Raw genomic sequence first — 24,240 nt, forward strand, 5'->3', positions numbered from 1 at the left:
ACCTGTTTGATGCAGGTCATGGAGACTTACGGGGGACGGCGTACTCAGGCCGAGCGGGACGCGATCACCGTCGAGATCGGGTACGCGCTGTGCAGCGCGGCGTTCGCGGCGGCGGTGGTCTTCGGGGCGGTCGCCGGTCCGGCGTGGCTCTTCGAACTGCCCCGCGTGGTGGAGACGTCGCTGATCCGGGCGGGGCTGGTTCTCGGGCCGGTGCTGTTCGTCGTACGGGTGATCGCCGTGCTCGTCCGTTTCCGGCGCGCGGCTCAGCCCAGCCAGCCCGGCCGCACCAGCCCCGACTCGTAGGCCAGCACCACCAGTTGAGCCCGGTCGCGCGCGCCCAGCTTCACCATCGTGCGGCTGACGTGCGTCTTCGCGGTGAGCGGGCTGACGACCAGGCGGCGGGCGATCTCCTCGTTGGACAGGCCGATGCCGACCAGGGCCATCACCTCCCGCTCCCGCTCGGTGAGTCCGGCGAGGGCGTCGGCGGCCGCGGGCTCCTTGGAGCGGGCGGCGAACTCCGCGATCAGCCGCCGCGTCACGCCCGGCGAGAGCAGCGCGTCGCCCGCGACCACCGCCCGTACCGCGCGCAGGAGTTCCTCCGGCTCGGTGTCCTTGACCAGGAAGCCGGAGGCACCGGAGCGGATCGCCTCGAAGACGTACTCGTCCAACTCGAAGGTGGTCAGCATGACCACCTTCACGTCCTTCAGGGCCGCGTCCTCGGTGATCCGGCGGGTCGCGGCCAGACCGTCGAGGACGGGCATACGGATGTCCATCAGGACGATGTCGGGCCGCAGTTCGCGCACCGCGCGCAGCGCCTCCTCGCCGTCGGAGGCCTCCCCGGCCACCTCGATGTCCGGCTGCGCGTCCAGCAGCGCCTTGAAGCCGGCCCGGACCAGGGACTGGTCGTCGGCGAGCAGTACGCGGATCACCGGTCGTCGTCCTTTCTCGTCAGCGGCAGGGTGGCGAGCACCCGGAAGCCGCCGTCGGGTCGCGGGCCCGCCTCGATGGTGCCACCGAGCGCGGCCGCCCGTTCCCGCATTCCGGCCAGTCCGTTGCCGCTGCCGCCCGCGTCGGCGCCGGTCGCCGGCCCGTCGTCGTCGACGCGCAGCCGTAGCGCGCCGCCCGACTGATCGAGGTGCACGCGCGCGTCCCGCGACCCGGAGTGCCGTACGACATTGGTGAGGGCCTCCTGGACGATCCGGAACGCGGCGAGGTCCGCCCCGGGCGGCAGGCGGGGTGCCTCGCCCTCGACCGTCACCGTCAGTCCGGCGCTCGCCGCCTGCTCGACCAGCTCGGGCAGCCGGTCCAGACCGGGCGCCGGGGCGCGCGGCGCGTCGCCCGGCGTGCGCAGGGTGTCGAGCACCTGGCGGACCTCGCCGAGCGCCTCCTTGCTGGCGTCCTTGATGGTGGTGAGCGCCGTGCGCGCCTGCTCCGGGTCGCTGTCGAGGAGGGCGAGACCGACGCCCGCCTGTACGTTGATCACGGAGATGCTGTGCGCGAGCACGTCGTGCAGTTCACGCGCGATCCGCAACCGTTCCTCGTCGGCCCGCCGCCGCGCCGCCAGCGCCCGCTCGGCGCGCTCCCGCGCCCACTGCTCCCGCCGGATCCGGGCCAACTCCGACAGCGCCACGATCGCCACCACCCAGGTGGCGATCACGATCTCCTGCGTCCAGGAGGCGGGGTCGTCCCCGGACGGGGGCAGCCACCGGTAGAGCCAGTGCGCCACCAGCACATGCGCCGCCCACAACATCCCCAGCGCCGCCCAGGCGGCCCTGCGATGCCCGGCGACGATCGCACTGAAACAAGCGACGGCGACGGTGAGCAGCACGGGCCCGTACGGATATCCGGCGCCCAGATACAGCGCGACAGCCGCCGCGTTCCCGAACACCACGGCCACCGGGAACCGCTGCCGCCACAGCAGCGTCCCCGCCGCCACCACCAGCAGCACGCGCGCGAAGGGGTCGAGCGCCGCCCGCTCACCCTGCTGCGCGTGCGCGGCGAAGCCGGAGCCCATCAGCACGAAGGCGGTGAGCAGCACGGTGGAACGCCACGGCCACCGGCCCTGCCGCTCCTCGTCCCAGCGGCCCGGCCACGGCGGCCCGTGCCGCCACCACCCGCCGCGACGTGCCCACTGCTCCTCCATGCCCGCCACGCTAGACCGCCCCCACGCCGCAGGGCGTCAGCCGGGCGAGGTGATCACGCGTACTCCCGCGGAAGTACGTCCCCCTGCCCGCCCCTCTCCCGGATCCGTACCCGAGTCCCTCGCAGGTCCTTCGTCAGGACGCGGACCTGCTGCCCTTGCCGCCGGTGCGGTTGCCGGTGTCGGCGCCGGTGCCGGTGCCGGTGCCCTGACGGGCGGGCGCGGCTCGGCCCTCCTGCGGGAAGACGAGGCCGACGGTGTGGGCAAGTTGGCCGACGGCGTGCCGGAAGAACGGCTCACGGTCCTCGACGATCCTCGTGAACTGCCCGAACACCTCGAACCCCACCAGCCCGTACAGCTGCGACCAGGCCGCCACCAAGGTCACCACCACCTCGGGCGGCAGGTCGGGCGCGAGATCGGCGGCCATCCGCACCGCCTCCGGGCGTAGCTCCTCCGCCACCCGCGGCTTGGCCACACCGAGCCCCCGGTGCGCGTCCCGCACGATGGCGATGAGCAGATGCCCGACGCGGGCGGCGGGCGGGACGGTGGTCTGGGGGGCGGTGTACCCGGGAACGGGGGAGCCGTAGATCAACGCGTACTCGTGCGGATGCGCCAACGCCCAGCCGCGCACGGCCTCGCAGACCTTCATCCAACGCTGCACGGGGCCGGCGTGCGCGACTTCGCCGTGCGCGGCTTCGGCGGCGGCGCCGAGGGAGTCGTAGGCGTCGATGATGAGCGCGGTGAGCAGGTCGTCGCGGCTGGGGAAGTAACGGTAGACGGCGGAGGAGACCATGCCGAGCTCGCGGGCGACGGCGCGCAGGGAAAGCTTGGCGGCACCTTCGGCCGCGAGCTGTTTGCGGGCCTCGTCCTTGATGGCCGCGGTGACTTCGATCCGGGCTCGGGCGCGGGCGCCGTGGGGGGTGCTGTGGCTGGTCATGGGGGGAGCTTTCCATGTTTTGGAGCGGTGCACACGATTGAGAGCGGTGCTCTCAGAGCATCGCTCTTCGAGTGGAGCGCAGCCCTTACTTCAGAGCGCTGCTCTTACTTCAGAGCACCGCTCTTGCTTCAGAGCACCGCTCTCTCTCAAACTGAACCCCAAGCGAGAGCACCGCTCTCACTGCCAACCCAGGAGCACTCCACATGTCCACGCACGTCCAGAAGCCCGGCTGGTTCACCGTCAACGTCTTCAATCGCACGGTCGCCTGGCTGACCCGCCGCGGCATCAGCATCTGGGGCTCCCGCGTCCTGGCCGTGCGCGGTCGCAAGAGCGGCAGCTGGCGCACCACCCCGGTGAATCTGCTGACCGTCGACGGCCGCCAGTACCTCGTCGCACCCCGCGGGCACGTCCAGTGGACGCACAACATGCGCGCCGCCGGCGGCGGGGAGTTGCGGCTCGGCAGGAACGTGGACACGTTCACCGCGACCGAGGTCGCCGATGACGACAAGCCCCCGCTCCTGCGCGCCTACCTCAAGCGCTGGAAGGCCGAAGTGGGCGCCTTCTTCAAGGGCGTCGGCCCCGACTCCTCCGACGAGGAGCTGCGCCGCATCGCCCCCGATCACCCCGTCTTCGAGATCACCTACACCGACACGACAAGCGCCGACGCCTCCAAGGACAGCAGCGCCAAGGACCCCGGCGCCACGCACCTCAAGAACTGATCTCGCCGGTCTCAGCCGTCGCACCACCCGCAGACCGGCGGTCCAGCGCGGTCAGAGCGCGCTGGGCCATCGGATGCGTACGGACGATCTCGCCCAGGGACGTGGCACCCCGCGTAATGTCCTTGAACGCCTTCCAGGCCGGCCGGAACCCGGTCAGCACCGCGTGGAAGAGCCCGGGCCGCCGCTCGAACACGGTCAGCAGCCGCTTGCCGACCGCCATCTCCACACCCAGCCCGGCCTTGATCGCGAACGCGTAGTTGAGGGCCTGTCGGCGCGTGTCCACCGCGTCGTGCGCCTCCGAGATCCGGACCGCCCACTCCCCCGCGAGCCGCCCCGACCGCAGCGCGAACGAGATGCCCTCGCGCGTCCACGGCTCCAGCAGCCCCGCCGCGTCCCCGCACACCAGCACGCGCCCCCGCGACAGCGGTGAGTCGTCGGCGCGGCAGCGGGTCAGGTGGCCGGAGGAGATGCTCGGCTCGAATCCGGCGAGCCCCAGCCGCCCGACGAAGTCCTCCAAGTACCGCTTGGTCGCGGCGCCTTCACCGCGCGCGGAGATCACACCCACCGTCAGCGTGTCGCCCTTGGGGAAGACCCATCCGTAACTGCCCGGGATCGGGCCCCAGTCGATGAGGACCCGCCCCTGCCAGTCCTCCGCGACCGTGTCCGGCACCGGAATCTCCAGCTCCAGGCCAAGATCCACCTGGTCGAGCTTGACCCCGACGTGCGCGCCTATCCGGCTGGCGCTGCCGTCCGCTCCGACCACGGCCCGCGCCAGCAGCGTCTCACCGCCCTGCAGCACGACGGCGACCGTGCGCCGGTCCGGCACCGCCGACCCGTGCTGCTCGACCCGCGAGACCGTGACGCCCGTACGCAGCTCGGCGCCCGCCTTCTGCGCGTGCTCGACGAGCTGCTGGTCGAACTCGGGCCGGTTGATCAGCCCGAAGAGCATCTGCTTGGAGCGCCGGGTGCGGCCGAAGCGGCCGTTGTTGGAGAACGTGACCGCGTGCACCCGGTCCCGCAGGGGCAGTTCGAACCCGGGCGGCAGCGCGTCGCGCGAGGGGCCGATGATGCCGCCGCCGCACGTCTTGTAGCGGGGCAGCTCGGCCTTCTCCAGCAGCAGCACACGCCGCCCCGCGACCGCCGCCGCGTAGGCCGCCGAGGCCCCCGCGGGTCCCGCGCCCACCACGACGACGTCCCACACCTGCTGCCCGCCGTCCGCCGAAGAGTTCTCGCTGCTCACGATGGTCTACTGCTCCCGATCCGCCGCCTGCCGATCTGTCCCCCGCATCCTACGGCGGTGATCGCCGCAGGCCGCTGTGGGAGGATCGGCACCGTATGCGCCCCGCACACCAGGGCGCGCCTACACTCGCGCGGTCAGAGGTGCCCAAGCGCACCCGGGCATCTGCCGACCGCGCAGACCCGTACGGACCCCGTACGGACCCCGTACAGAGAAGTACAACGTCGCACCTACGAGGAGCGTGCCCATGTCGTCGAATCCGGTCGCCGAGACCGTCGCCTCGCTGATGCCCAGGGCGAAGGCGGAGCTCACCGAGCTGGTGGCCTTCAAGTCGGTGGCGGACTTCGACCAGTTCCCGCGCAGTGAGAGCGAGGGCGCCGCCCGCTGGGTCGCGGACGCGCTGCGCGCCGAGGGCTTCGAGGACGTGGCGCTGCTCGACACCCCGGACGGTACGCAGTCGGTGTACGGCTACCTGCCCGGGCCGGCGGGCGCGAGGACCGTGCTGCTCTACGCCCACTACGACGTGCAGCCGCCGCTGGACGAGGCCGGCTGGACCACCCCGCCCTTCGAGCTGACCGAGCGTGACGGCCGCTGGTACGGCCGCGGCACCGCCGACTGCAAGGGCGGTCTGATCATGCACCTGCTGGCGCTGCGCGCCCTGAAGGCCAACGGCGGCGTGCCCGTGCACGTCAAGGTGATCGCCGAGGGCTCGGAGGAGATGGGAACGGGCGGCCTGGAGCGGTACGCCGAGGAGCACCCGGAGTTGCTGGAGGCCGACACGATCGTGATCGGCGACGCGGGCAACTTCCGCGTCGGTCTGCCGACGGTCACCTCGACCCTGCGCGGCATGACCATGATCCGGGTGCAGATCGACACGCTCGAAGGCAACCTGCACTCCGGCCAGTTCGGCGGTGCCGCGCCGGACGCGCTCGGCGCGCTGATCCGCGTCCTGGACTCGCTGCGCGCGGAGGACGGGTCGACCACGGTGGACGGGCTGACCGGCGAGTCGTCGTGGCAGGGGCTGCAGTACGACGAGGAGCAGTTCCGTGCGGACGCCAACGTGCTGGACGGGGTCGGCCTGATCGGCTCCGGTACGGTCGCCGACCGGATCTGGGCGCGTCCGGCCGTGACCGTGCTCGGCATCGACTGCCCGCCGGTCGTCGGCGCCACCCCGTCCGTGCAGGCGAGCGCCCGCGCGCTGATCAGCCTGCGGGTGCCGCCGGGCGTGGACGCGGCGGAGGCGACCAAGTTGCTCCAGGCGCACATCGAGGCGCACACGCCGTGGGGCGCGCGGGTGAGCTCCGAGCAGATCGGCCAGGGCCAGGCGTTCCGCGCGGACACGTCGAGCCCGGCGTACCAGGCGATGGCCGACGCGATGGCGGTGGCGTATCCGGGCCAGGAGATGCAGTACGCCGGCCAGGGCGGCTCCATCCCGCTGTGCAACACCCTCGCCGCTCTCTACCCGCGCGCGGAGATCCTGCTCATCGGCCTGAGCGAGCCGGAGGCCCGGATCCATGCCGTGAACGAGAGCGTGTCCCCGGAGGAACTGGAGCGGCTCTCCGTGGCGGAGGCGCTCTTCCTGCGCAACTACGCGGCGAGCTGAGCGCCGTCACCGCCTGACCCTGCGGAGGGCTCCCGACCGGCTCAGGCCGACACGTCGGCAGTCCCCGCAGGCCTCCCCTCGACCAGGGCGAGCGCCGGATCGAGGACGAGGGACGACATGGGCGCGGCGGCCGGGGTGAATTGCATCCCCGCACGACATCCCGACGCACCGGCCGGCGTGATTACATCCCCGCACGACAGCCCGACGCACCGGCCGGAGTACGGCCGACGCCCGCCCTCAGCCGACCGGTATCCCCGCCTCCAGATAGAGCGCCGCCCCGCGTTCCCGGGCGCGCAGTGCCCAGCGCAGCCGCTCGTAGCGGACCGGCGGCAGCAGACCGGCCGCCTCCTCCTCGGTGACGAACCGCCAGCCGCGCAGTTCGGGACCAGGCAGCAGTACCTGCCGTGCCGCGGCGGCGTCCAGGCTGCCGCCGTCGAAGAGGAGCCGCAGACCGCCGTACCCGGGAGGCGCGGGCGGCTCCCAGTCGACGACGAGCAGGCGCGGTACGTCGTCCAGGTGGATGCCGGTCTCCTCGGCGACTTCGCGGATGCCGGCGCGGGCGGGCGCCTCGCCGGGTTCGACGACGCCGCCGGGAAACTCCCAACCCGCTTTGTAGGTGGGGTCGACGAGCAGCACGCGGTCCTGTTCGTCGAAGAGGAGGACGCCGGCGGCGAGTGTCTCGGCGGTGGGTTCGGGGGTCTGCACGATGTCGCAGACGGGCACGGCACCGGAGTTGACGGCCTCGAAGATCCGGGCGGCGGTCTCGTACGGGGTGAGGGCGCCGTTGTCGACGGGGTGGGCGTCGGCGGTGAGCCAGGAGGCGAGGGCGGCCTTGTAGGTCTCGATGTGGTCGTACGACCACTGCCGGATCCGTATCTCGCCGTCGGGCAGGTCCGGCGGTATCTCACGGTGGGCTATCCGCTCGCGCAGTATCGTTTCGGCCGGGGCGAGCAGCACATGCCGGACGGTGATGCGGCGGGCGGCGAGGCCGCCGAAGATCTCGTCGCGGTACTCCTGGCGCAGCAGGGTCATGGGCACGACGAGCGTGCCGCCGAGTTCGGCGAGCATCGCGGCCGCCGTGTCGATGACGAGGCGTCGCCAGATCGGCAGATCCTGGAAGTCGCCGACCTCGGCGAGGCGTTTGGCCGGCAGCAGGTGCGTGAGTGCGCCTCCGATGACCTCGGGGTCGAAGAGCGTGCTGTTCGGGATCAGGTCGATCAGTTCCCGTGCGGTGGTGGTCTTCCCCGCACCGAACGTGCCGTTGATCCAGACGATCACGATTCCCCCTCTTCTATTGGCCCCCTGTGCCTTGCCCGCTCCACCCTGCCACGGAAACCAGCCCCAGTTGAGGGTGCACAAGCGGAAGCGCCGGCACCCGTTTCCCGGGGCCGGCGCTTCGCCGTGTCGCTGTTGGCCGCCTCAGCGGACGCTGTCGGCCGCCTCAGCGGCCCTTGTGGCTCCGCTTGCCGCTGTCCTCGTCGCTCTGGGTGCCGCCGAGCGCGCCCTCGTTCAGCTGCAGGCTTTCGTTGGCGATGGTCTTGTCGAGCTTCTTGAGCGTGTCCCCGACGTTGAGGCCGCTCATCCCGTCACCCAGGGCGTGGGAGGGGGTGACCGCCGCGACGACGAACCCGGTGGCGAGGGAGGCGATGGCGAGCATGCTGCGCTTCTTCATGCCCCGATCAACTGACGTACCCCGTCCGGGGTCACGCATCAATAACGTTCCATCGGCCCGGGTGAACGTTCCTGCCCACGCGCCCCTCACACGCCTGCCGCCGCGGCGTCCGCCCTCCTGCCCAGCACCGCCGCGGCGGCCCCCACCAGCCCGGCGTCGGTGCCCATCTGGGCGGGCACGACGGTCAGGTGCTGGACGAACGACAGGGTCGCGTAGTCGGCGAGGGCCTTGCGCAGCGGCGCGAACAGCACGTCGCCCGCCTTGCCCACTCCCCCGCCGATCACGGCGATGTCGATCTCGACCAGGGTCGCGGTGGCCGCGATGCCCGCGGCCAGGGCCTGGGCGGCGCGCTCGAAGGAGGCCACGGCGACCGGGTCGCCCGAGCGCGCGGCGGTGGCCACCGCGGCGGCGGAGGTGTCGCCGTCGGGGCCCGGCAGCCAGCCGGCCTCCAGGGCGCGGCGGGCGATGTTGGGACCGCTGGCGATGCGCTCCACGCAGCCGCGCGAACCGCACGGGCAGGGATCGCCGTCGAGGTCCACGCTGATGTGGCCGATGTGGCCGGCATTGCCGGTGGGGCCGGCGTGCAGGCGGCCGTCGAGGACCAGGCCACCGCCGACGCCGGTGGAGACGACCATGCACAGCGCGTTGTCGTGGCCGCGTGCCGCGCCCTGCCAGTGCTCGGCGGCGGTGATGGCCACGCCGTCGCCGAGCAGCTCGACGGGCAGCCCGCCGGTCGCCGCCCTGACCCGGGCCACCAGCGGATAGTCGCGCCAGCCCGGCACGTTCACCGGGCTGACCGTGCCCGCGGAGGCGTCCACCGGGCCCGCGCTGCCGATGCCGACCGCGTCGGCGCGGCTCCACAGCGGCGATGCGGTGAGCTCGCCGATCACCTCCTCCACGGCCCGCATCACGGTCTCGCCGTCCTGCCGGGCGGGCGTGGGGCGCTGGGCGCGCACCACGATCCGGCCGCCGCCGTCCACCAGCGCGCCTGCGATCTTGGTGCCGCCGATGTCGAGCGCGGCCACGAGGTCGGTGTGCATCAGTGTCGAATCCCCGTTCAACCTTGGGAAATGGGCTGGCCGGCCCATCGGTGGGGCGCGGGCCGGGGAGTGCGCTGGACAGTCTCTCCCGCTTCTGACAACGTTGTCCAGGCTCTATGCTCGACGCCACATCCTCATACAAACCATGGACCGACGCATCCCCATGGACCACAGGACAGGACACCGCACCGTGCCCGAGACCCACCGCCTCGCCGGAAGCCGCTACGGAAACCGGCCCACCATGAAGGACGTAGCGGCCCGCGCCGGAGTCGGACTGAAGACGGTTTCCCGGGTCGTGAATGGGGAACCGGGGGTGACCCCGGAGACCGAGCGGCGCGTCCAGGAGGCCATCGAGGCGCTGGGTTTCCGCCGCAACGACAGCGCACGGGTGCTGCGCAAGGGCCGTACGGCGAGCGTCGGTCTCGTCCTGGAGGACCTCGCCGACCCCTTCTACGGCCCCCTGAGCCGCGCCGTGGAGGAGGTGGCCCGCGCGCACGGCGCCCTGCTGATCAACGGCTCCAGCGCCGAGGACCCGGACCGTGAGCAGGAGCTGGTGCTGGCGTTGTGCGCGCGGCGGGTGGACGGGCTCGTGATCATTCCGGCCGGGGACGACCACCGCTATCTGGAGCCCGAGTTGAAGGCGGGTGTCGCCACGGTGTTCGTGGACCGTCCGGCCGGGAAGATCGACGCCGATGTCGTCCTGTCGGACAGCTACGGCGGCGCCCGGGACGGCGTCGCGCACCTGATCGCGCACGGGCACCGGCGGATCGGGTTCATCGGCGACATGCCGCGTATCCACACCGCCGCCGAGCGGCTGCGCGGCTATCGGGCGGCCATGGAGGACGCCGGTATACCGGTCGAGGACGCCTGGATGTCCCTGGGGGCCACGGATCCGCTGCGGGTGCGGCGGGCGGCCGAGGAGATGCTGTCCGGCTCCTCCCCCGTGACGGCTATCTTCGCGGGCAACAACCGGGTGACGGTCACCGTGATCCGGGTCCTGGCCGAGCAGCCGCGCCCCGTGGCGTTCGTCGGGTTCGACGACATCGAGCTGGCGGATCTGCTCCAGCCGGGCGTCACGGTCGTCGCGCAGGACGCGGCGGCACTGGGCCGTACCGCCGCCGAACGGCTCTTCCGCCAGCTGGACGGCTCGCTGATCGTCCCGGAGAAGATCGAACTGCCGACCCGGCTGATCACCCGCGGCTCGGGTGAGCTGCCGCCGACGGACTGAGCGGCCCGTGGACGACCGGGCGCAGCCTGTTGATCACCGCACCCTGGAGGCACTCGGCCTCGCCGAGGTGCCCCGCGAGCGGCCGCTGAGCTATCCGGGCGCCCGGCCCCGGGAGTCGGGGCTTCTGGACGGGGACCGGATGCTGCCGCTGGAGCGGCTGGTGCACGAGGACCGGACGCCGGTGCTCGCCGTCGGCTCCAACGCCTGTCCGGGTCAACTGCGCCACAAGATGCGCGAGTTCGGGATCGGCTCCCCCATCCCGATGGTGAAGGCCCGGGTCACCGGCATCGACGTGGGTGTCTCCGCGCACGTGAGCCGCATGGGGTATGTCTCCGCGTCGCCGGTCAGCTCCCCCGGTTCCTTGAGGGAGTTGTTCGTCATCTGGCTGGACGCCGAGCAGCTGGCGGTGGTGGACGCGAGCGAGGGCGTGCCCCTGCCCCACGGCAACTACGAACGGGCCTGGCTGCCCGCGCCCGACGTACGGATCGAGGTGGCGGACGGTACGACGCTGCCGGGCGCGTACGTGTACGTCAACCGGCACGGCGTCCTCCGTGACGGCACCGAGGCGCCGCGCACGCACCCCGGCCAGCGGGCGCTGCTGACGGAGCTCCTCGTCGCGCTGCCCCGGTTGCGGGAGATGTTCGGGGCCACGCCCGAGCAGTTCTGTGCGCGGGCGCGGGCCGACCGGTGGTTGTGCGCGCGGGGCACACGGCTGTTCGCCGAGGAGAAGCTGGTGACGGCGTCCGGGCTGGAGCGGTACGTGCGGGCTCAGCAGACCGGGAGGCCGGGCACCGGGGCGTCGTTGTCGCCGCCCTGGATGTAGACGGCGCTGACGTAGACGTCGGCGTTGCCGCTGTCGTCGTCGGTGCGGCCCCACCAGACGTTGGTCCACTCGCCATGGGTCTCGCGGCGGCCCAGGTTCTGCTGGCAGTAGAAGTAGTTGGTGCCCGCGTTGAGGACGCCGACCTCCGTGCCGGAGGCGGTGTAGGACTTGGCGGTGCGCCAGACCGTGCAGTTGTACTTGCCGCCGCCTATGGAGTGGCAGGCCGGTGCGGGAGTGGTCTCGGTGCCGCCGCCGCCCGTCGTACCGCCGTCGCCGGAGCCGCCGCCGGTCGTCGGCGACGGGGAGGGTTTGGGCGGTGGCGTGTCCTTGGGAGCGGGTGCGTCCTCGTCGCCGCTCGACTGATCCGCGCTGGGCGTCCTGTCGTCGGCGGCGCCCTGCTCGGAGGGTTTGGCGTCGGCCGAGCGGTCGGCTTCTTCGGAGCCGGTCGCCGAGGGGGCGGCCGTGGCGCGGGCGGTGGATTCGGTGGGCCGCGCACCTGCCGTCGCCTCGCCCGGGCCGTTGTCGAGCATGACGACCGTGACACCCGCCGCCGCGAGCACAACGACGACCGCGGCAGCGGCGAGCAGCGTACGGCCCTTGCGGCGGCGGGGCGAGGCAGCGGTCATGGGGCCGGTGGGGGCGGAAGTGCTGGACGAGGTTCGGCCGGAGGGACCGCCGGCGCCGAAGGCTTGCGGGGCGAAGCCGGGTTGCGCGGGCGCACCAAAGCCGTGGGGGCCGGGGCCGGTGTGCGCGGACGCAGCAATACCGTGGCGACCGGAATCCGCCTGCACCGACGCACCACAGCCATGGCCGCCGAGATCGGCCTGCGCGGGCGCACCGAAGCCCTGGTGGCCGGAATCGGCCTGCCCGGGCTCGCCAACGCCCCGCGCCCCCGGCCCCATCTGCGCAGCTGCGCCAGACGCCGCCGAGGCCGACCCCGTCTGCGCAGACGTACCCGTCGGCTCGCCGAGCCCCTGCCCGCCGCTCCCGCCCTGCGCCACCCCACCGGACGCCCCCCGCACCGGCCCGAACCCGGGCGGCACCGCTGGAACGCTCAGTTCCGTCTCTGCTCGGGCCGTCGGCTCCTCCCGCGAGGTCGCCTGCGCCGCCCCGCCCCGCAGCATCGCCGTCGGCTGGTCTGCGGCAGGTGAGTCCGCGACCCCCTGCAACAGCTCCCGGGCCTCCTCCGCCTCCGGCCGGGACTCCGGGCGCTTGTCCATGAGGCGGCCCAGGACCGGGCCCAGGGGACCGGCGCGCCGCGGTTCCGGCAAGGGCTCGGCGACGATCGCGGTGAGGGTCGAGTACGTCGACGTACGGCGGAACGGGGCGGCGCCTTCGACAGCCGCGTACAGCGTGGCGCCGAGGGCCCAGACGTCGGAGGCGGGGCCGGGATCGGCGCCCTGGGCTCGTTCGGGGGCCAAGTAGTCGAGGGAACCGACGAGTTCGCCGCTGCGCGTGAGATGGGTCGCCGAGCCATCGCCGGGGTCCTCCATCGTCGCTATGCCGAAGTCCGTCAGCAGCACCCGCCCTGAGCGGTCCAGAAGGATGTTGCCGGGCTTGACGTCACGGTGCAGCACACCGGCGCGGTGGGCGGCGGCCAGCGCGTCCATGACCTTCGCGCCGATCCCGGCGGCCTCGCGCGGGTCGAGGGTGCCCCGGTCGCGCAGCACGTCGTCCAGGGAGGGGCCGTCGACCAGCTCCATCACGATCAGCGGGCGGCCGTCGACCTCGGCGATGTCGTGCACGGCGACGACCCCGGGGTGCCGCACCCGGGCGGCGGCGCGGGCCTCGCGCTGCATCCGCAGCCGCAGGTCGGCCAGTTCGGGCCCGGCGGCGTCGGTGTAGGTGCGCAGTTCCTTGACGGCGACCTCACGGCCGAGCACCTCGTCGACCGCTCTCCAGACCACCCCCATGCCACCCCGGCCGAGTTGCGCCACCACGCGATAGCGTCCGGCCAGCAGCCGTCCGGCCCCGTCCGCCTGTCCGTACTCCCCCGAAGACACCGCTGCCCCGTTCCTATGTCCTGTGCGACACGTTCATGAGTGCCGTACAGACTACGGGGCAGCGCCGACAACAACGGGCCCAGGTGGCGTCTGTGACAGGCCCGCTGCCTACTGCGCGGACGCCGTCAGGTCGCCCCGTCGGGGCGCGGCGAAGCCTTCCAGGTCGGCCCGGGTGAGTCCGGTCAGCCGCGCGACCTCGGCGATGTCGAGGGCACCGCAGTCCAGGCCGCGCAGCAGGTAGCCGCTGAGGGCCTTGGCGGTGGCGGGCTCGTCCATGACGTCGCCGCCGGCCCGGTTGGCGTACCGGGCGAGGCGGCCGGCGGCCTGCTCGAAGCCCTCGCGGTAGAAGGCGAAGACGGCCGCGTACCGGGTGGGGATGTGGCCGGGGTGCATGTCCCAGCCCTGGTAGTAGGCGCGGGCCAGGGCGCGGCGGGTGAGGCCGTAGTGCAGTCGCCAGGCGTCGTGGACCTTCTCGGTCGGGCCGACCGGCAGGACGTTGGTGGAGCCGTCCGAGACGCGGACGCCGGTGCCCGCGGCGGCGACCTGCATGATCGCCTTGGCGTGGTCGGCGGCGGGGTGGTCGCTGGCCTGGTAGGCGGCCGAGACGCCGAGGCAGGCGCTGTAGTCGAAGGTGCCGTAGTGCAGCCCGGTGGCGCGGCCCTCGGCGGCCTGGATCATCCGGGCGACGGTGGCGGTGCCGTCGGCGGCGAGGATGGACTGGCTGGTCTCGATCTGGATCTCGAAGCCGAGCCGGCCGGGCTCCAGCGCGTGCGCCTTCTCGAACGCCTCCAGCAGCCGGACCATGGCGGTGACCTGCTCCGGATAGGTCACCTTCGGCAGGGTGAGGACCAGCCCGTCGGGCAGCCCGCCGGCCCGCACGAGGCCGGTGAGGAAGATGTCGAGGGTGCGGATGCCCCGGTCCCGTACCGGCGCCTCCATGCACTTCATGCGGATGCCCATGTAGGGGGCCGCGGTGCCGTTGGCGTACGCCTCGGCGATCAGGCGGGCGGCGCGGGCGGCGTCCCGGTCCTCGTCACCGCCCTGGTAGCCGTCCTCGAAGTCCACGCGCAGGTCTTCGATCGGCTCCCGCTCCAGCTTGGCGCGCACGCGCGCGTACACGGGCCCGGCGAGGTCGTCGGCGAGTCCCAGGGCGGCGGCGAAGGACGCGGCGTCCGGGGCGTGTTCGTCGAGGGCGGCGAGTGCCTGGTCGCCCCAGGAGCGGATGGTGTCGGCGGCGAAGGCGTCACCGGGGACGTAGACGGTGTGGACGGGCTGGCGGGTGCCGGGGTCTCCGGGGTAGCGGCGCTCCAGTTCGGCGTCGACCGGCGCGAGCGAGGCGCTGATCTCCTCGCTGACCGTGCCCGCGAGGCTCGTCGCGACCTGCTCCTGCTGGCCCTGACCCATCCCACACCCTCCTATTTTCCGCTCTGCGGAATCAACAATCCGTAGAATGAAGTTATCCGGGGACCTTCCCCCTGGTCAACACCGCTTCCTCACCGGGCCACCCCGACCTTTCGGCATGTTCACGCTCATCTCATGAGGCGGTAGAACACTTCGGTACACCGACTCTCCTGGCCGCCCCATCGAAGGAGCCCCGTGCCGAACCAGAGCCGAGTCACGCGCCGCCTGGGCCTGAAGACCGCGTTAGCCGCGGCGGCCGCCCTGCCCCTCTCCAGTACAGCACTGTCGTCGTCGGCCACCTCGGCGGAGGAGCCCGACCTCGTGCCGGCGGTGAAGCGCACCAGCCTCCGACTGGAGACCATGTCCTTCAACCTCCGCTTCGCCGGCACCACCGAACCCAACAGCTGGGCCGCCCGCAGACCCGTGATGCGCGAGCTGCTGCGCCGTGAGCGTCCGCACCTCGTCGGCACCCAGGAGGGCCTCTACCAGCAGCTGCTGGACATCGAGTCCGACCTCGGCCCGCACCACGACTGGATCGGCACCGGCCGAGCGGGCGGCAGCCGCGACGAGTTCATGGCGGTCTACTACGACACCCGCCGCCTCGCCCCGCTCGAGTACGACCACTTCTGGCTCTCCGACACGCCCGACCTCATCGGCTCGAACACCTGGGGCGGCGGCTCCATCCGCATGGTCACCTGGGTCCGCTTCCGCGATCTGCGGGACGGCGGCCGGGAGTTCTACTTCCTCAACACCCACCTGGACAACCGCAGCCAGGACGCACGCGCGCGTGCCGCCGCGCTGATCGCGCAGCGGATCGCCGGGCTGGACCGCTCGCTGCCGCTGCTGGTGACCGGCGACTTCAACGTCGCCGCGCACAAGAACCCGGTCTACGACACGATGCTGGGCGCCAGGCTCACCGACACCTGGGAGTCCGCCGCGCAGCGCAGCGCCCTGTACGCGACCTTCCACGGCTACCGGCCGCTGACCCCGGACGGCGACCGCATCGACTGGATCCTGGCCACGCCGGGTGTCACCGTGCACCGGGCGGAGATCAACACCTTCTCCATGAACGGGCAGTTCCCCAGTGACCACCTGCCCGTGCAGGCCTCACTGACCCTGGGATGAGCCGAGGCCCCCGCGACCGTCGCCGGTCGCGGGGGCCTCGTACGCGCTGCGGACGATCAGCCCTTGCGGGACTTGATCTCCTCGGTCAGCTGCGGGACGACGTCGAACAGGTCGCCGACGACGCCGTAGTCGACCAGCTCGAAGATCGGGGCCTCGGCGTCCTTGTTGACGGCCACGATGGTCTTCGAAGTCTGCATACCGGCACGGTGCTGGATCGCGCCGGAGATGCCGGAGGCGATGTACAGCTGCGGCGAGACGGACTTGCCGGTCTGGCCGACCTGGTTGGTGTGCGGGTACCAGCCGGCGTCCACCGCGGCACGCGAGGCACCCACGGCCGCGCCCAGGGAGTCGGCCAGCGCCTCGATGAGCGCGAAGTTCTCCGCGCCGCCCACGCCGCGGCCGCCGGAGACCACGATCGCGGCCTCGGTCAGCTCCGGACGCCCGGTCGACTCACGCGGCGTGCGCGCGGTGACCTTGGTGCCGGTGGCCTTGTCGGAGAAGGTCACGGCGAGGGCCTCGACCGCGCCCGCGGCCGGGGCGGCCTCCACGGCGGCCGAGTTCGGCTTGACCGTGATGACCGGGGTGCCCTTGGTGATACGGGACTTGGTGGTGAAGGACGCGGCGAACACGGACTGCGTGGCCACCGGGCCCTCGTCGCCGGCCTCCAGGTCGATGGCGTCGGTGATGATGCCGGAGCCGATGCGCAGCGCCAGACGCGCGGCGATCTCCTTGCCCTCGGCGGAGGACGGCACCAGCACGGCGGCCGGGGAGACGGCCTCGTAGGCGGCCTGCAGGGCGTCCACCTTCGGGACGACCAGGTAGTCGGCGTACTCGGCGGCCTCGTGGGTGAGGACCTTCACGGCGCCGTGCTCGGCGAGCGTGGCGGCGGTGTCGGCGGCGCCGCCTCCGAGGGCGACGGCGACGGGCTCGCCGATGCGGCGGGCCAGCGTCAGCAGCTCCAGGGTGGGCTTGCGGACGGCACCGTCCACGTGGTCGACGTAGACGAGAACTTCAGCCATGGGACTTCTTCTCTCCTGCTTGCGAAGTGTGCGGGGCGGTCGGCGAAGTCGAGCTCAGGGCTCAGATGAACTTCTGGCTCGCGAGGAACTCAGCGAGCTGCTTGCCGCCCTCGCCCTCGTCCTTGACGATCGTGCCGGCCGTGCGGGCCGGGCGCTCGGCGGCGGCGTCGACCGTGGTGTAGGCGCCGTCCAGGCCGACCTCCTCGGCCTCGATGTCGAGGTCGGACAGGTCCCAGGACTCCACCGGCTTCTTCTTGGCCGCCATGATGCCCTTGAAGGACGGGTAACGCGCCTCGCCCGACTGGTCGGTGACGGACACGACCGCCGGCAGGGAAGCCTCCAGCTGCTCCGAGGCGGCGTCGCCGTCACGGCGGCCCGTGACCGTGCCGTCCTCGACGGAGACCTCGGACAGCAGGGTGACCTGCGGGACACCCAGACGCTCGGCGAGCAGCGCCGGTACGACACCCATGGTGCCGTCGGTGGAGGCCATGCCGGAGATGACCAGGTCGTAGCCGGCCTTCTCGATCGCCTTGGCCAGCACCAGGGAGGTGCCGATGGCGTCGGTGCCGTGGATGTCGTCGTCCTCGACGTGGATCGCCTTGTCGGCGCCCATCGAAAGGGCCTTGCGCAGCGCGTCCTTGGCGTCCTCCGGGCCCACCGTCAGGACGGTGACCTCGGCGTCGTCGGCGTCCTCGGCGATCTGCAGCGCCTGCTCGACCGCGTACTCGTCGAGCTCGGAGAGCAGACCGTCCACGTCGTCCCGGTCGACGGTCAGGTCATCGGCGAAGTGCCGGTCGCCAGTGGCGTCGGGCACGTACTTCACAGTGACAACGATCCTCAAGCTCACGCCGGCTCTCCTACTGCATCGTCATTTTCTGGCTGCCTTCTTGCAGGCAGCATAGGCGCCTCTAGCGGCCGATCCCGGTCGGGGCGACCCGCGCTCCGAACGAGATATTACTCGTCAGTACATCCAGTTCATGCCCGCTAAGCAAGCGCTTTGAACTGTGACCTTCGCAACGCAGCGTAACCGGAACTGGACGATTCCGCAGGCCCGGTCAGTCGCGCAACGCGGTGAAACGCCCCTGGTGGTACAGCAGCGGCCGCCCCGAGCCGGCCGGGTCGCCACCGACGACCTCCGCGAGCACGAGACGGTGATCACCCGCGGGCACGCGCGCGTGCACCTTGCACACCAGCCAGGCCAGTACGCCGTCGAGCACGGGAACGCCTTCGGGGCCCTCGCGCCAGACGGTGGGCGCGCCGAACCGGTCGGCGCCACTGCGCGCGAAGGTGGTTGCCAGCTCCTGTTGGTGCTCACCGAGTATGTGGACGCCGACGTGGTCGGCGTGGGAGATCGCCGTCCAGCTGGACGACCCCGTGCCTATCCCGAAGGAGAGCAGGGGCGGTTCGGCGGAGACCGAGGTGAGGGAGGTGGCGGTGAAGCCGACCGGGTCGGTGCCACCCCGCGCGGTGATCACCGCGACGCCGGCCGCGTGCCGCCGGAAGACGGCACGGAACAGGTCGGGTGCGGGGGTTGACGGGGAGGTGGGTGCGGCGAGGTCGGGGGTGGCCGTCATGGAGTTGACCTTCTGCGGGAGACGACGAGCGGATCCGGGGCTGTTCAGCAGCCCGGACAGCGCGCGCTCGCGGTGCGGACGAGGTCGACGTGGACCCGGCCGAAGAGAAGGACTTCCGAAGGCATACGGTCAAGCTGACGATAGATGCCGCGCACAGTCAAGTTCGTCCCGGCATCCGGGACCTGGAATCCGGCACTCACGCCCCGGAGCTCTCGGCGCGGACCGCCTGCCCCAGCGCGGCGATCACATCGGCCTTGCGCGGCTGCCCCACCGCCCGCCGCACGACCCGGCCGTCGGTGTCCAGCACCAGCACGGTCGGGGTCTTGGCGATGTCGAGTGCGCGTACGAGGGACAGGTGGGCCTCGGCGTCGATCTCGACGTGGGTGACGCCGGGGACCAGGCCGGCCACCTCGCCGAGGATGCGCCGGGTCGCCCGGCAGGGCGCGCAGAAAGCGCTGGAGAACTGCACCAGCGTGGCGCGCTCACCCAGTTCGCCACCCAGCTCGGCCGCACCGAGCCGCCTGTCTCCGTCACGCACGCGCACACACCACCCGGCCTGTCACAACTCCCGTCATCCCCAGCAGAAGCGTTCACGAGACCGCAAAGATTCCCGCCTCCCGGGAGCCTTTTCGCTGCGGAATCCTGGGCTCATGGACATCGACGTGAGGGGACCGCGCTTCGGGGCGGCCGTGACGACCGTCGTCCTGGCGGTCGTGCTGATCACCGGGAACGCATGGCTGCTGGCGTGGCAGACCCTGGTGTTCGCGCTCGGCGCGGCGGGCGGTGTGGGCCATTCGCCGTACGGCTGGGCGTTCCAGAGGTTCGTACGTCCCCGGATCGGGCCGGCGCCGGAGTTCGATGCGCCCGAACCGTCGCGGTTCGCGCAGGCGGTGGGGCTGGTGTTCGCGGGTGTCGGCCTGGTCGGCTACACGCTGGGGCCGGTCTGGCTGGGTGTGGTGGCGGCCGGGGCAGCGCTCGTCGCCGCCCTCCTCAACGCGGCGTTGGGGTTCTGCGTGGCGTGCGAGATGTACCTGCTCGCCCAGCAGGTCACCGTACGCACCGAGTAAAGGGGCCGTAAAAGGACGAGGTGGACCTGTACGCCGAAGTGACGAGGATCTCGCCTTGGCCGGGCACCAGGACTGGCTCCCCGCCCGTTCTTGGGGCACGATCTGCGAGATGCCGTAAACCTACGGCTACGTAACTTGTCCGCCGGGAGTCCCTTCCCAGGCAGAGCAGGAAGGGTCCACCCCGCCCATGGCAGAACTCGTCTACCGTCCCGTCGTCGGTCTCGCGCAGACCTTGTTCAAGGTGTGGGACCTGAAGATCGACTGCAAGGGGTCGGAGAACATCCCGCGCTCGGGCGGCGCAGTGCTGGTGAGCAATCACATCAGCTATCTGGACTTCGTCTTCAACGGCCTGGCCGCTCTGCCCCAGAAGCGTCTGGTGCGCTTCATGGCGAAGGAGTCCGTCTTCCGGCACCGGATCTCCGGTCCGCTGATGCGGGGCATGCGGCACATCCCGGTGGACCGCAAGCAGGGCGAGGCGGCCTATCAGCACGCCCTGGACTCGCTGCGCTCGGGCGAGATCGTCGGCGTGTTCCCGGAGGCCACGATCTCGCAGTCGTTCACCCTGAAGAGCTTCAAGTCGGGTGCGGCGCGCCTGGCCCAGGAGGCGGGCGTTCCGCTGATCCCGATGGCCGTGTGGGGCACGCAGCGGTTGTGGACCAAGGGCCACCCGCGCAACTTCAAGCGCAGCCACATCCCGGTCACGATCCGGGTCGGCGAGGCGGTCGACGCCCCCCGCGACCAGTACGCGGGCGCCATCACCCGCCGCCTGCGCGAGCGCGTCCAGGAGCTGCTGGACGCGGCCCAGCGCGCCTACCCAGGCCGCCCCCGCGGCACGGACGACGCCTGGTGGCTCCCCGCCCACCTCGGCGGCACGGCCCCCACCCCGGAACAGGTCCGCGAGGCCGAGGCCCGCTGACACCCCGCCAACCGTCTGCCGCACGGCGGTCGATAAGGTCCGGGCGACAAACCGGAGAGCCGGAGTCCGCGACCGTACGCGGTGCCTGTGGACCCGGCTGCTGACTTCGCTACGGGGGCGGATCGATGCGGCGCTGGATCAAGGTTTCGGTGTGGAGTGCGGTCGTGCTCGGGATCGGCGGCTGGATCGCCGCGCCCTGGGTCGAGGACTGGCAGCTGGTGCGCAGCGCCTGCTCCGGAGCACTGCCCGGCGACGCCGTACGGCAGCTTGCGGCCAAGGGCTCGCACTTCAAGGACGCCGAGTCGGCAACGTACGAGGAGCTCGGCGAGTACCGGTGCTCGCTCACCTTCGAGGGCAACGAGATCAACAGCGATCTGCTGCTGCGGATGAGCGCCTCGACCGGGCGGGATCAGCAGGACCGGGAGTTCATGTCGACCTTCAGGGAGGAGGGTTTCAGCTGGCAGGCGCCGCTGCCGAAGGGGCTGCCCGGTTTCATCGACCACTTCGGCTGGGTGCAGTTCCTGGTGCCGTGCCCGGAGCTGGGCACGGACGACGACGGGCGGCAGCGCAAGCTGCTGGTGCGGGCGCAGTTCGGCCAGGACGCCCTGTTCGGCCATCCGGCCGTCCACGAGACCGCGGTGGCCCTCGTCAACTCCGCCTCCGACGAGCTGGGGTGCGGCGCCGAGCCGCTGAAGGCGCCGAAGACCGACACCGGGCTCGTGCAACCCGAGGACGACCCGAGGACGGTGGCGCTCGACGAGGCCGGCGACACGGGCTGCGGGTGGGCGACGCGGGCCGGGCTGCCGCGTCCGGGCACGTGGCGGGTGGCGGACGGGATGAACGACGCTGCTCCGACGGGCCGTTGCCGGCTGTCCGCGCGGGACACGTGGACCGGGGACGGCGAGGGCGAGCACTCCCTGACGTTCGTCGCATGGTACGGCGACTGGAGCAACCGCCTCACGACCGACGACGACGGCCGCCCCCGGCCGATGACGGCGACCGCCCGCTGCGCCGGCGAGGCCGCCAACTTCGCCGTCGGCGGATCCGACGAGATCCCCGGTGTGCGCCGGGCCGAGCAGCGGGAGCTGCTGGAGACCTTCGCCCGGGACCAGATGCGGCGGCGGGACTGCTCCGGCCTGCGCGTGAACGGCTGACCGGGGGCAGGCAGCTCAGCTCGTGAGTCAGACCCCCCGTACGTACGCGTTGTCGATGATCTGACGCATGGTCTTCGCCCGCTTCTCGGGCACCCGCCGTGCCGTCGCCCAGGCGTCCAGCGCGGTGAACAGCTGGTGCCGGCCGTCCATCAGGTCCCCGCGCACGGGCCCGGACACCGCTCGGTCGGCGATGTCACCCATCGGCGGGCGGGTGGTCAGCTGCCGTGCGGCGGGTCGGTAGGAGCCGCGGGTGTGCCGCCGTACGGCCTCGTCGAAGGCGTCGAGGTCGGCGATGTCGCCCTCCCTCGTGTGCTCGGCGCGGTGCTGCATGAGGGCGCCGATCCGCTTGGCGATGTCTTTCAGGTCGTTGTCGGGCCAGGTGGTGGCGGTCGACGAGTACCACTCCTCGGGCCGTTCGTCGGGCTGCCAGTCGGGGTCGCCGCCCTGCTGGGTGAGCCGCTCCAAGTAGTGCGCGAAGTAGGCGCGCTCGGCGTCGTAGAGGATCGCGAATGCCTCGGGATCCTTGACCAGTTCACCGACGAGGTGTTCCGTTTTGGCCGTCGCCCCCGCGAGTTGGTCGGCGTACTCGAAGTCGGCGTGTGCCTCACCGGGCGCGAGGAAGCGGCCGTACTCGGTGAAGCCGCGCCGGTCCGGTGCCGACTGCTCGGCAGTGACGGCCGGGGCGGCGGCCTCACGATCGGTGGACAGGTAGCGGGCCTCGTCCACGACGTAGTCGGCCAGCATACGGGCCACGCCGGGCGCCATCGCCCTGGGTACGTCGGCCCACTCCATCGCCGCGACGACCGCGTACGCGCCGCGGGCCTGGGCGATGGTGTGGGGAGTGCCGCGGCGGGCAGCCACAGTCGCGGCCACCACCACGTCGCCGAGCACCTCGGCACCGTCGCCGCACGGATTCTCGTGCCGGATGAGCCTGCGCACGGCCGGGTAGCGGGACATGTCGTCGCCGGGGTCGAGCGCGCGGGTGGCGGCGGCCGGGTCCGTGGCGAGGGCGCGGGTCGAGGCCGGGATCTCCTGGCAGGGCGCGTCCTCACCGGAGCCGGAGCCGGCGAGGACCAGCGGCACCGCCGTCGCCGTGGCGAGCAGCGCCAGTGCCACGGCCGAGGTGAGCAGCCAGTGCTTTCTCAGCGGGCCGAACCGTCCCCCGCTCCGCTCGACCCGGTCCTCACCCACGACCCCGCCGTCCTGTACGGCTCCCCCATCACGCATGCCGGGCAGATTAGCGACTGCGGCGGATCAACCCCGTGGCGGGGTCGGCACCGGATCGTGCACCGTGATCCTGGCGCCGGGGCTGAACTTCTCCAGCAAGGCGGCGAGTTCGGCCGCCGCCTCCTCGGCCTCGGCGACCGGCATCGGGGCCATGGTCTCCAGCAGGAAGATGCCGGAGACGGTCTCCTCGGTGAGCCGGGTGCGCGGGCCCTGGCGCCAGTTCCAGCGGCGGCAGGTCACCCCTGCCTCGTCGCGCCACACCACCTCGCCGGTGTCGGGGTGCTCGACGACCTCCTCGCCGCCGGCGACGGTGACGAAGGCCTCGTCGCCGGTGGCCCGCACCAGCCGCATCCCGCCCTCGATGCGGTCGATGTCCTCGCCGCCGACCGGGATCAGATGGGCGACACTGACGGCGTTGTAGACGTCGACGAGGACGTTGATCCGGGGCAGACCGGCGTCCGTGAGGGCTCGTCTGGCCAGCGCCTCCGCCGAGTTGCGGGTGCGCGACGGCTTCGAACCGAACGCCGTGTACACCTCGCGCCAGGCGGCCATGTGCGGATCCTCGTGCGGACCGCGCCCGTCCAGGCGTACGGCGAGACGGCGGGCCGAGTCGTCGAGGAGGGCCGAACTGTCCGCCGTGCTGGGCCCGTTGACGAGTCCGTGTGCTTCGACGGCGATGTGCGTGAAGCCGGGTGCGAGTGCGCGCACCTCGTCGGACACGGTCAGCGTGAGAGTCATGGTCCGCCTTGCCTCAGAGTGCGGTGGGTAGGTGCTGCCAGAGGTGCGGCCGGTCGGGGGCGGCCTTGAGGGCCTTCAGTACCACTGGATGAGGTACAGCATACAGGACCGGATAGTCCAGCTCATTGGACTTCGGGTCGGGCGTGAAGGCCAGGCGTTCGCCGTCCAGGGAGAACTGCGCGTCCACCCCCGGCTTGTTACCGCGCGGGTCCTGTCGGTGCCAGGCGCCGTTGAAGCGCACGGCGACCAGTCCGTGCACCACGTCGAACCTCTGATAGCACAGGGCGGTCGGGATGTCCTCGGCCCGCAGCAGCGCGGCCAGCGCGTGCGCCTTGGCGTAGCAGATCCCCGTACGCAGCTCCAGGACATCGGACGCGCGCCAGGTGACGCGGAGGTCGCCGGAGTCCTGGGAGTGCGGAATGGCATCCCGCACGAACTCGAACGCCCTACGCGCATAGTCATACGAGTCGGCAGCCGACGCCGCGAGCCGGTCAGCCGTCTCCCGCACACGTGGATGGCCATGGTCGATGACCTCGTCGGCGGCCAAATAGGCGGACAGGTCAGAGGTTTCCTGGATCAGCTCCATGCCCGCAGAGCATAGAAACGCGATCACCCGA

25 protein-coding genes are annotated in these 24,240 nt (G+C 72.0%); 9 read left to right on the top strand and 16 right to left on the bottom strand.

Annotated elements, in window-relative coordinates; genetic code table 11:
- Positions 1-18 precede the first annotated feature (18 nt).
- A complete protein-coding gene (locus tag I2W78_RS36590; protein ID WP_196465040.1) occupies positions 19-303 on the top strand; it encodes a DUF6332 family protein in 285 nt (94 codons plus the stop codon).
- Here the strand turns inward: I2W78_RS36590 and I2W78_RS36595 are convergent.
- From I2W78_RS36595 to I2W78_RS36605, 3 genes are all read right to left on the bottom strand, one after another.
- Positions 264-929 carry a response regulator gene (locus I2W78_RS36595; protein ID WP_196465041.1) on the bottom strand — a complete coding sequence of 222 codons (666 nt, stop codon included), beginning with the start codon at positions 927-929 and terminating at the stop codon, positions 264-266. The two genes, I2W78_RS36590 and I2W78_RS36595, sit on opposite strands and share 40 nt — an antisense overlap.
- Entirely contained in the window at positions 926-2,143 is a 1,218-nt protein-coding gene (locus tag I2W78_RS36600) for a sensor histidine kinase (protein ID WP_196465042.1), read from the bottom strand. Before I2W78_RS36600 ends, I2W78_RS36595 begins: the two co-directional genes overlap by 4 nt.
- Positions 2,144-2,276: 133 nt before the next feature.
- Positions 2,277-3,077: a TetR/AcrR family transcriptional regulator gene (locus I2W78_RS36605; RefSeq protein WP_196465043.1), complete on the bottom strand. Its 801-nt coding sequence runs from the start codon at positions 3,075-3,077 to the stop codon at positions 2,277-2,279.
- A 203-nt stretch (positions 3,078-3,280) separates the two neighbouring features.
- Between I2W78_RS36605 and I2W78_RS36610 the strand changes: the two genes are divergently transcribed.
- Positions 3,281-3,796 (top strand): nitroreductase family deazaflavin-dependent oxidoreductase, encoded by a 516-nt coding sequence (locus I2W78_RS36610; RefSeq protein WP_196465044.1) that lies wholly within the window; start codon positions 3,281-3,283, stop codon positions 3,794-3,796.
- Here the strand turns inward: I2W78_RS36610 and I2W78_RS36615 are convergent.
- Positions 3,786-5,036, bottom strand: coding sequence for a geranylgeranyl reductase family protein (locus I2W78_RS36615; protein ID WP_196465045.1), 1,251 nt, complete (start codon positions 5,034-5,036; stop codon positions 3,786-3,788). The genes I2W78_RS36610 and I2W78_RS36615 overlap by 11 nt on opposite strands.
- 244 nt (positions 5,037-5,280) lie before the next feature.
- Between I2W78_RS36615 and I2W78_RS36620 the strand changes: the two genes are divergently transcribed.
- The gene (locus tag I2W78_RS36620; protein WP_196465046.1) at positions 5,281-6,636 is read left to right on the top strand and encodes a dipeptidase; all 1,356 of its coding nucleotides are present in this window, start codon (positions 5,281-5,283) and stop codon (positions 6,634-6,636) included.
- Positions 6,637-6,873: 237 nt separating this feature from the next.
- Here I2W78_RS36620 and I2W78_RS36625 read toward each other — a convergent pair whose 3' ends face one another.
- The 3 genes from I2W78_RS36625 to I2W78_RS36635 all read right to left on the bottom strand — a co-directional run bounded on the left by I2W78_RS36625 (position 6,874) and on the right by I2W78_RS36635 (position 9,348).
- Entirely contained in the window at positions 6,874-7,917 is a 1,044-nt protein-coding gene (locus I2W78_RS36625) for an NUDIX hydrolase (RefSeq protein ID WP_196465221.1), read from the bottom strand.
- Between the two features lie 160 nt (positions 7,918-8,077).
- Entirely contained in the window at positions 8,078-8,308 is a 231-nt protein-coding gene (locus I2W78_RS36630; protein ID WP_196465047.1) for a hypothetical protein, read from the bottom strand.
- A gap of 86 nt (positions 8,309-8,394) precedes the next feature.
- On the bottom strand, positions 8,395-9,348 hold the full coding sequence (locus I2W78_RS36635; protein ID WP_196465048.1) for an ROK family protein: 954 nt from the start codon (positions 9,346-9,348) through the stop codon (positions 8,395-8,397).
- A 163-nt stretch (positions 9,349-9,511) separates the two neighbouring features.
- Here I2W78_RS36635 and I2W78_RS36640 point away from each other — a divergent pair, with 163 nt between their 5' ends.
- Both I2W78_RS36640 and I2W78_RS36645 read left to right on the top strand, forming a co-directional pair.
- On the top strand, positions 9,512-10,576 hold the full coding sequence (locus tag I2W78_RS36640; protein WP_196465222.1) for a LacI family DNA-binding transcriptional regulator: 1,065 nt from the start codon (positions 9,512-9,514) through the stop codon (positions 10,574-10,576).
- Between the two features lie 7 nt (positions 10,577-10,583).
- Positions 10,584-11,399, top strand: a complete 816-nt coding sequence (locus I2W78_RS36645) for a hypothetical protein (RefSeq protein ID WP_307784024.1) — start codon at positions 10,584-10,586, stop codon at positions 11,397-11,399.
- On the opposite strand, the gene I2W78_RS36650 is transcribed toward I2W78_RS36645, so the two are convergent.
- Positions 11,345-13,402, bottom strand: a complete 2,058-nt coding sequence (locus I2W78_RS36650; protein ID WP_196465050.1) for a serine/threonine-protein kinase — start codon at positions 13,400-13,402, stop codon at positions 11,345-11,347. The genes I2W78_RS36645 and I2W78_RS36650 overlap by 55 nt on opposite strands.
- A 108-nt stretch (positions 13,403-13,510) precedes the next feature.
- Positions 13,511-14,806, bottom strand: coding sequence for a DUF6986 family protein (locus tag I2W78_RS36655; RefSeq protein WP_196465051.1), 1,296 nt, complete (start codon positions 14,804-14,806; stop codon positions 13,511-13,513).
- 192 nt (positions 14,807-14,998) lie between these two features.
- On the opposite strand from I2W78_RS36655, the gene I2W78_RS36660 reads away from it, so the two are divergent.
- Positions 14,999-15,928, top strand: coding sequence for an endonuclease/exonuclease/phosphatase family protein (locus I2W78_RS36660; RefSeq protein ID WP_196465052.1), 930 nt, complete (start codon positions 14,999-15,001; stop codon positions 15,926-15,928).
- Positions 15,929-15,984: 56 nt separating this feature from the next.
- Here the strand turns inward: I2W78_RS36660 and I2W78_RS36665 are convergent, their stop codons facing one another.
- The 4 genes from I2W78_RS36665 to I2W78_RS36680 form a co-directional block, all read right to left on the bottom strand.
- On the bottom strand, positions 15,985-16,947 hold the full coding sequence (locus I2W78_RS36665) for an electron transfer flavoprotein subunit alpha/FixB family protein (RefSeq protein ID WP_196465053.1): 963 nt from the start codon (positions 16,945-16,947) through the stop codon (positions 15,985-15,987).
- 61 nt (positions 16,948-17,008) lie between these two features.
- Complete coding sequence (locus I2W78_RS36670; RefSeq protein WP_196465054.1) at positions 17,009-17,794, bottom strand: electron transfer flavoprotein subunit beta/FixA family protein; 786 nt, start codon at positions 17,792-17,794, stop codon at positions 17,009-17,011.
- Positions 17,795-18,002: 208 nt separating this feature from the next.
- Entirely contained in the window at positions 18,003-18,521 is a 519-nt protein-coding gene (locus I2W78_RS36675) for a flavin reductase family protein (RefSeq protein WP_196465055.1), read from the bottom strand.
- Between the two features lie 196 nt (positions 18,522-18,717).
- Positions 18,718-19,065 (bottom strand): thioredoxin family protein, encoded by a 348-nt coding sequence (locus I2W78_RS36680; RefSeq protein WP_196465056.1) that lies wholly within the window; start codon positions 19,063-19,065, stop codon positions 18,718-18,720.
- A gap of 106 nt (positions 19,066-19,171) precedes the next feature.
- On the opposite strand from I2W78_RS36680, the gene I2W78_RS36685 reads away from it, so the two are divergent.
- The 3 genes from I2W78_RS36685 to I2W78_RS36695 all read left to right on the top strand — a co-directional run bounded on the left by I2W78_RS36685 (position 19,172) and on the right by I2W78_RS36695 (position 21,658).
- Positions 19,172-19,588, top strand: a complete 417-nt coding sequence (locus tag I2W78_RS36685; protein WP_196465057.1) for a DUF4395 domain-containing protein — start codon at positions 19,172-19,174, stop codon at positions 19,586-19,588.
- Between the two features lie 187 nt (positions 19,589-19,775).
- Positions 19,776-20,504 (top strand): lysophospholipid acyltransferase family protein, encoded by a 729-nt coding sequence (locus I2W78_RS36690; RefSeq protein WP_196465058.1) that lies wholly within the window; start codon positions 19,776-19,778, stop codon positions 20,502-20,504.
- Between the two features lie 125 nt (positions 20,505-20,629).
- On the top strand, positions 20,630-21,658 hold the full coding sequence (locus I2W78_RS36695) for a hypothetical protein (RefSeq protein WP_196465059.1): 1,029 nt from the start codon (positions 20,630-20,632) through the stop codon (positions 21,656-21,658).
- A 27-nt stretch (positions 21,659-21,685) separates the two neighbouring features.
- Here I2W78_RS36695 and I2W78_RS36700 read toward each other — a convergent pair whose 3' ends face one another.
- Genes I2W78_RS36700 through I2W78_RS36710 form a run of 3 tightly spaced genes read right to left on the bottom strand, consistent with a single transcriptional unit; the run spans position 21,686 to position 24,209 of the window.
- The gene (locus tag I2W78_RS36700; protein ID WP_196465060.1) at positions 21,686-22,885 is read right to left on the bottom strand and encodes a hypothetical protein; all 1,200 of its coding nucleotides are present in this window, start codon (positions 22,883-22,885) and stop codon (positions 21,686-21,688) included.
- Between the two features lie 27 nt (positions 22,886-22,912).
- Complete coding sequence (locus I2W78_RS36705; protein WP_196465061.1) at positions 22,913-23,623, bottom strand: B3/B4 domain-containing protein; 711 nt, start codon at positions 23,621-23,623, stop codon at positions 22,913-22,915.
- A 13-nt stretch (positions 23,624-23,636) separates the two neighbouring features.
- Complete coding sequence (locus tag I2W78_RS36710) at positions 23,637-24,209, bottom strand: transglutaminase domain-containing protein (protein ID WP_196465062.1); 573 nt, start codon at positions 24,207-24,209, stop codon at positions 23,637-23,639.
- Positions 24,210-24,240: the final 31 nt, after the last annotated feature.

It is taken from the genome of Streptomyces spinoverrucosus (genome assembly GCF_015712165.1).
GTDB classification, from domain to species: Bacteria; Actinomycetota; Actinomycetes; order Streptomycetales; family Streptomycetaceae; genus Streptomyces; species Streptomyces spinoverrucosus_A.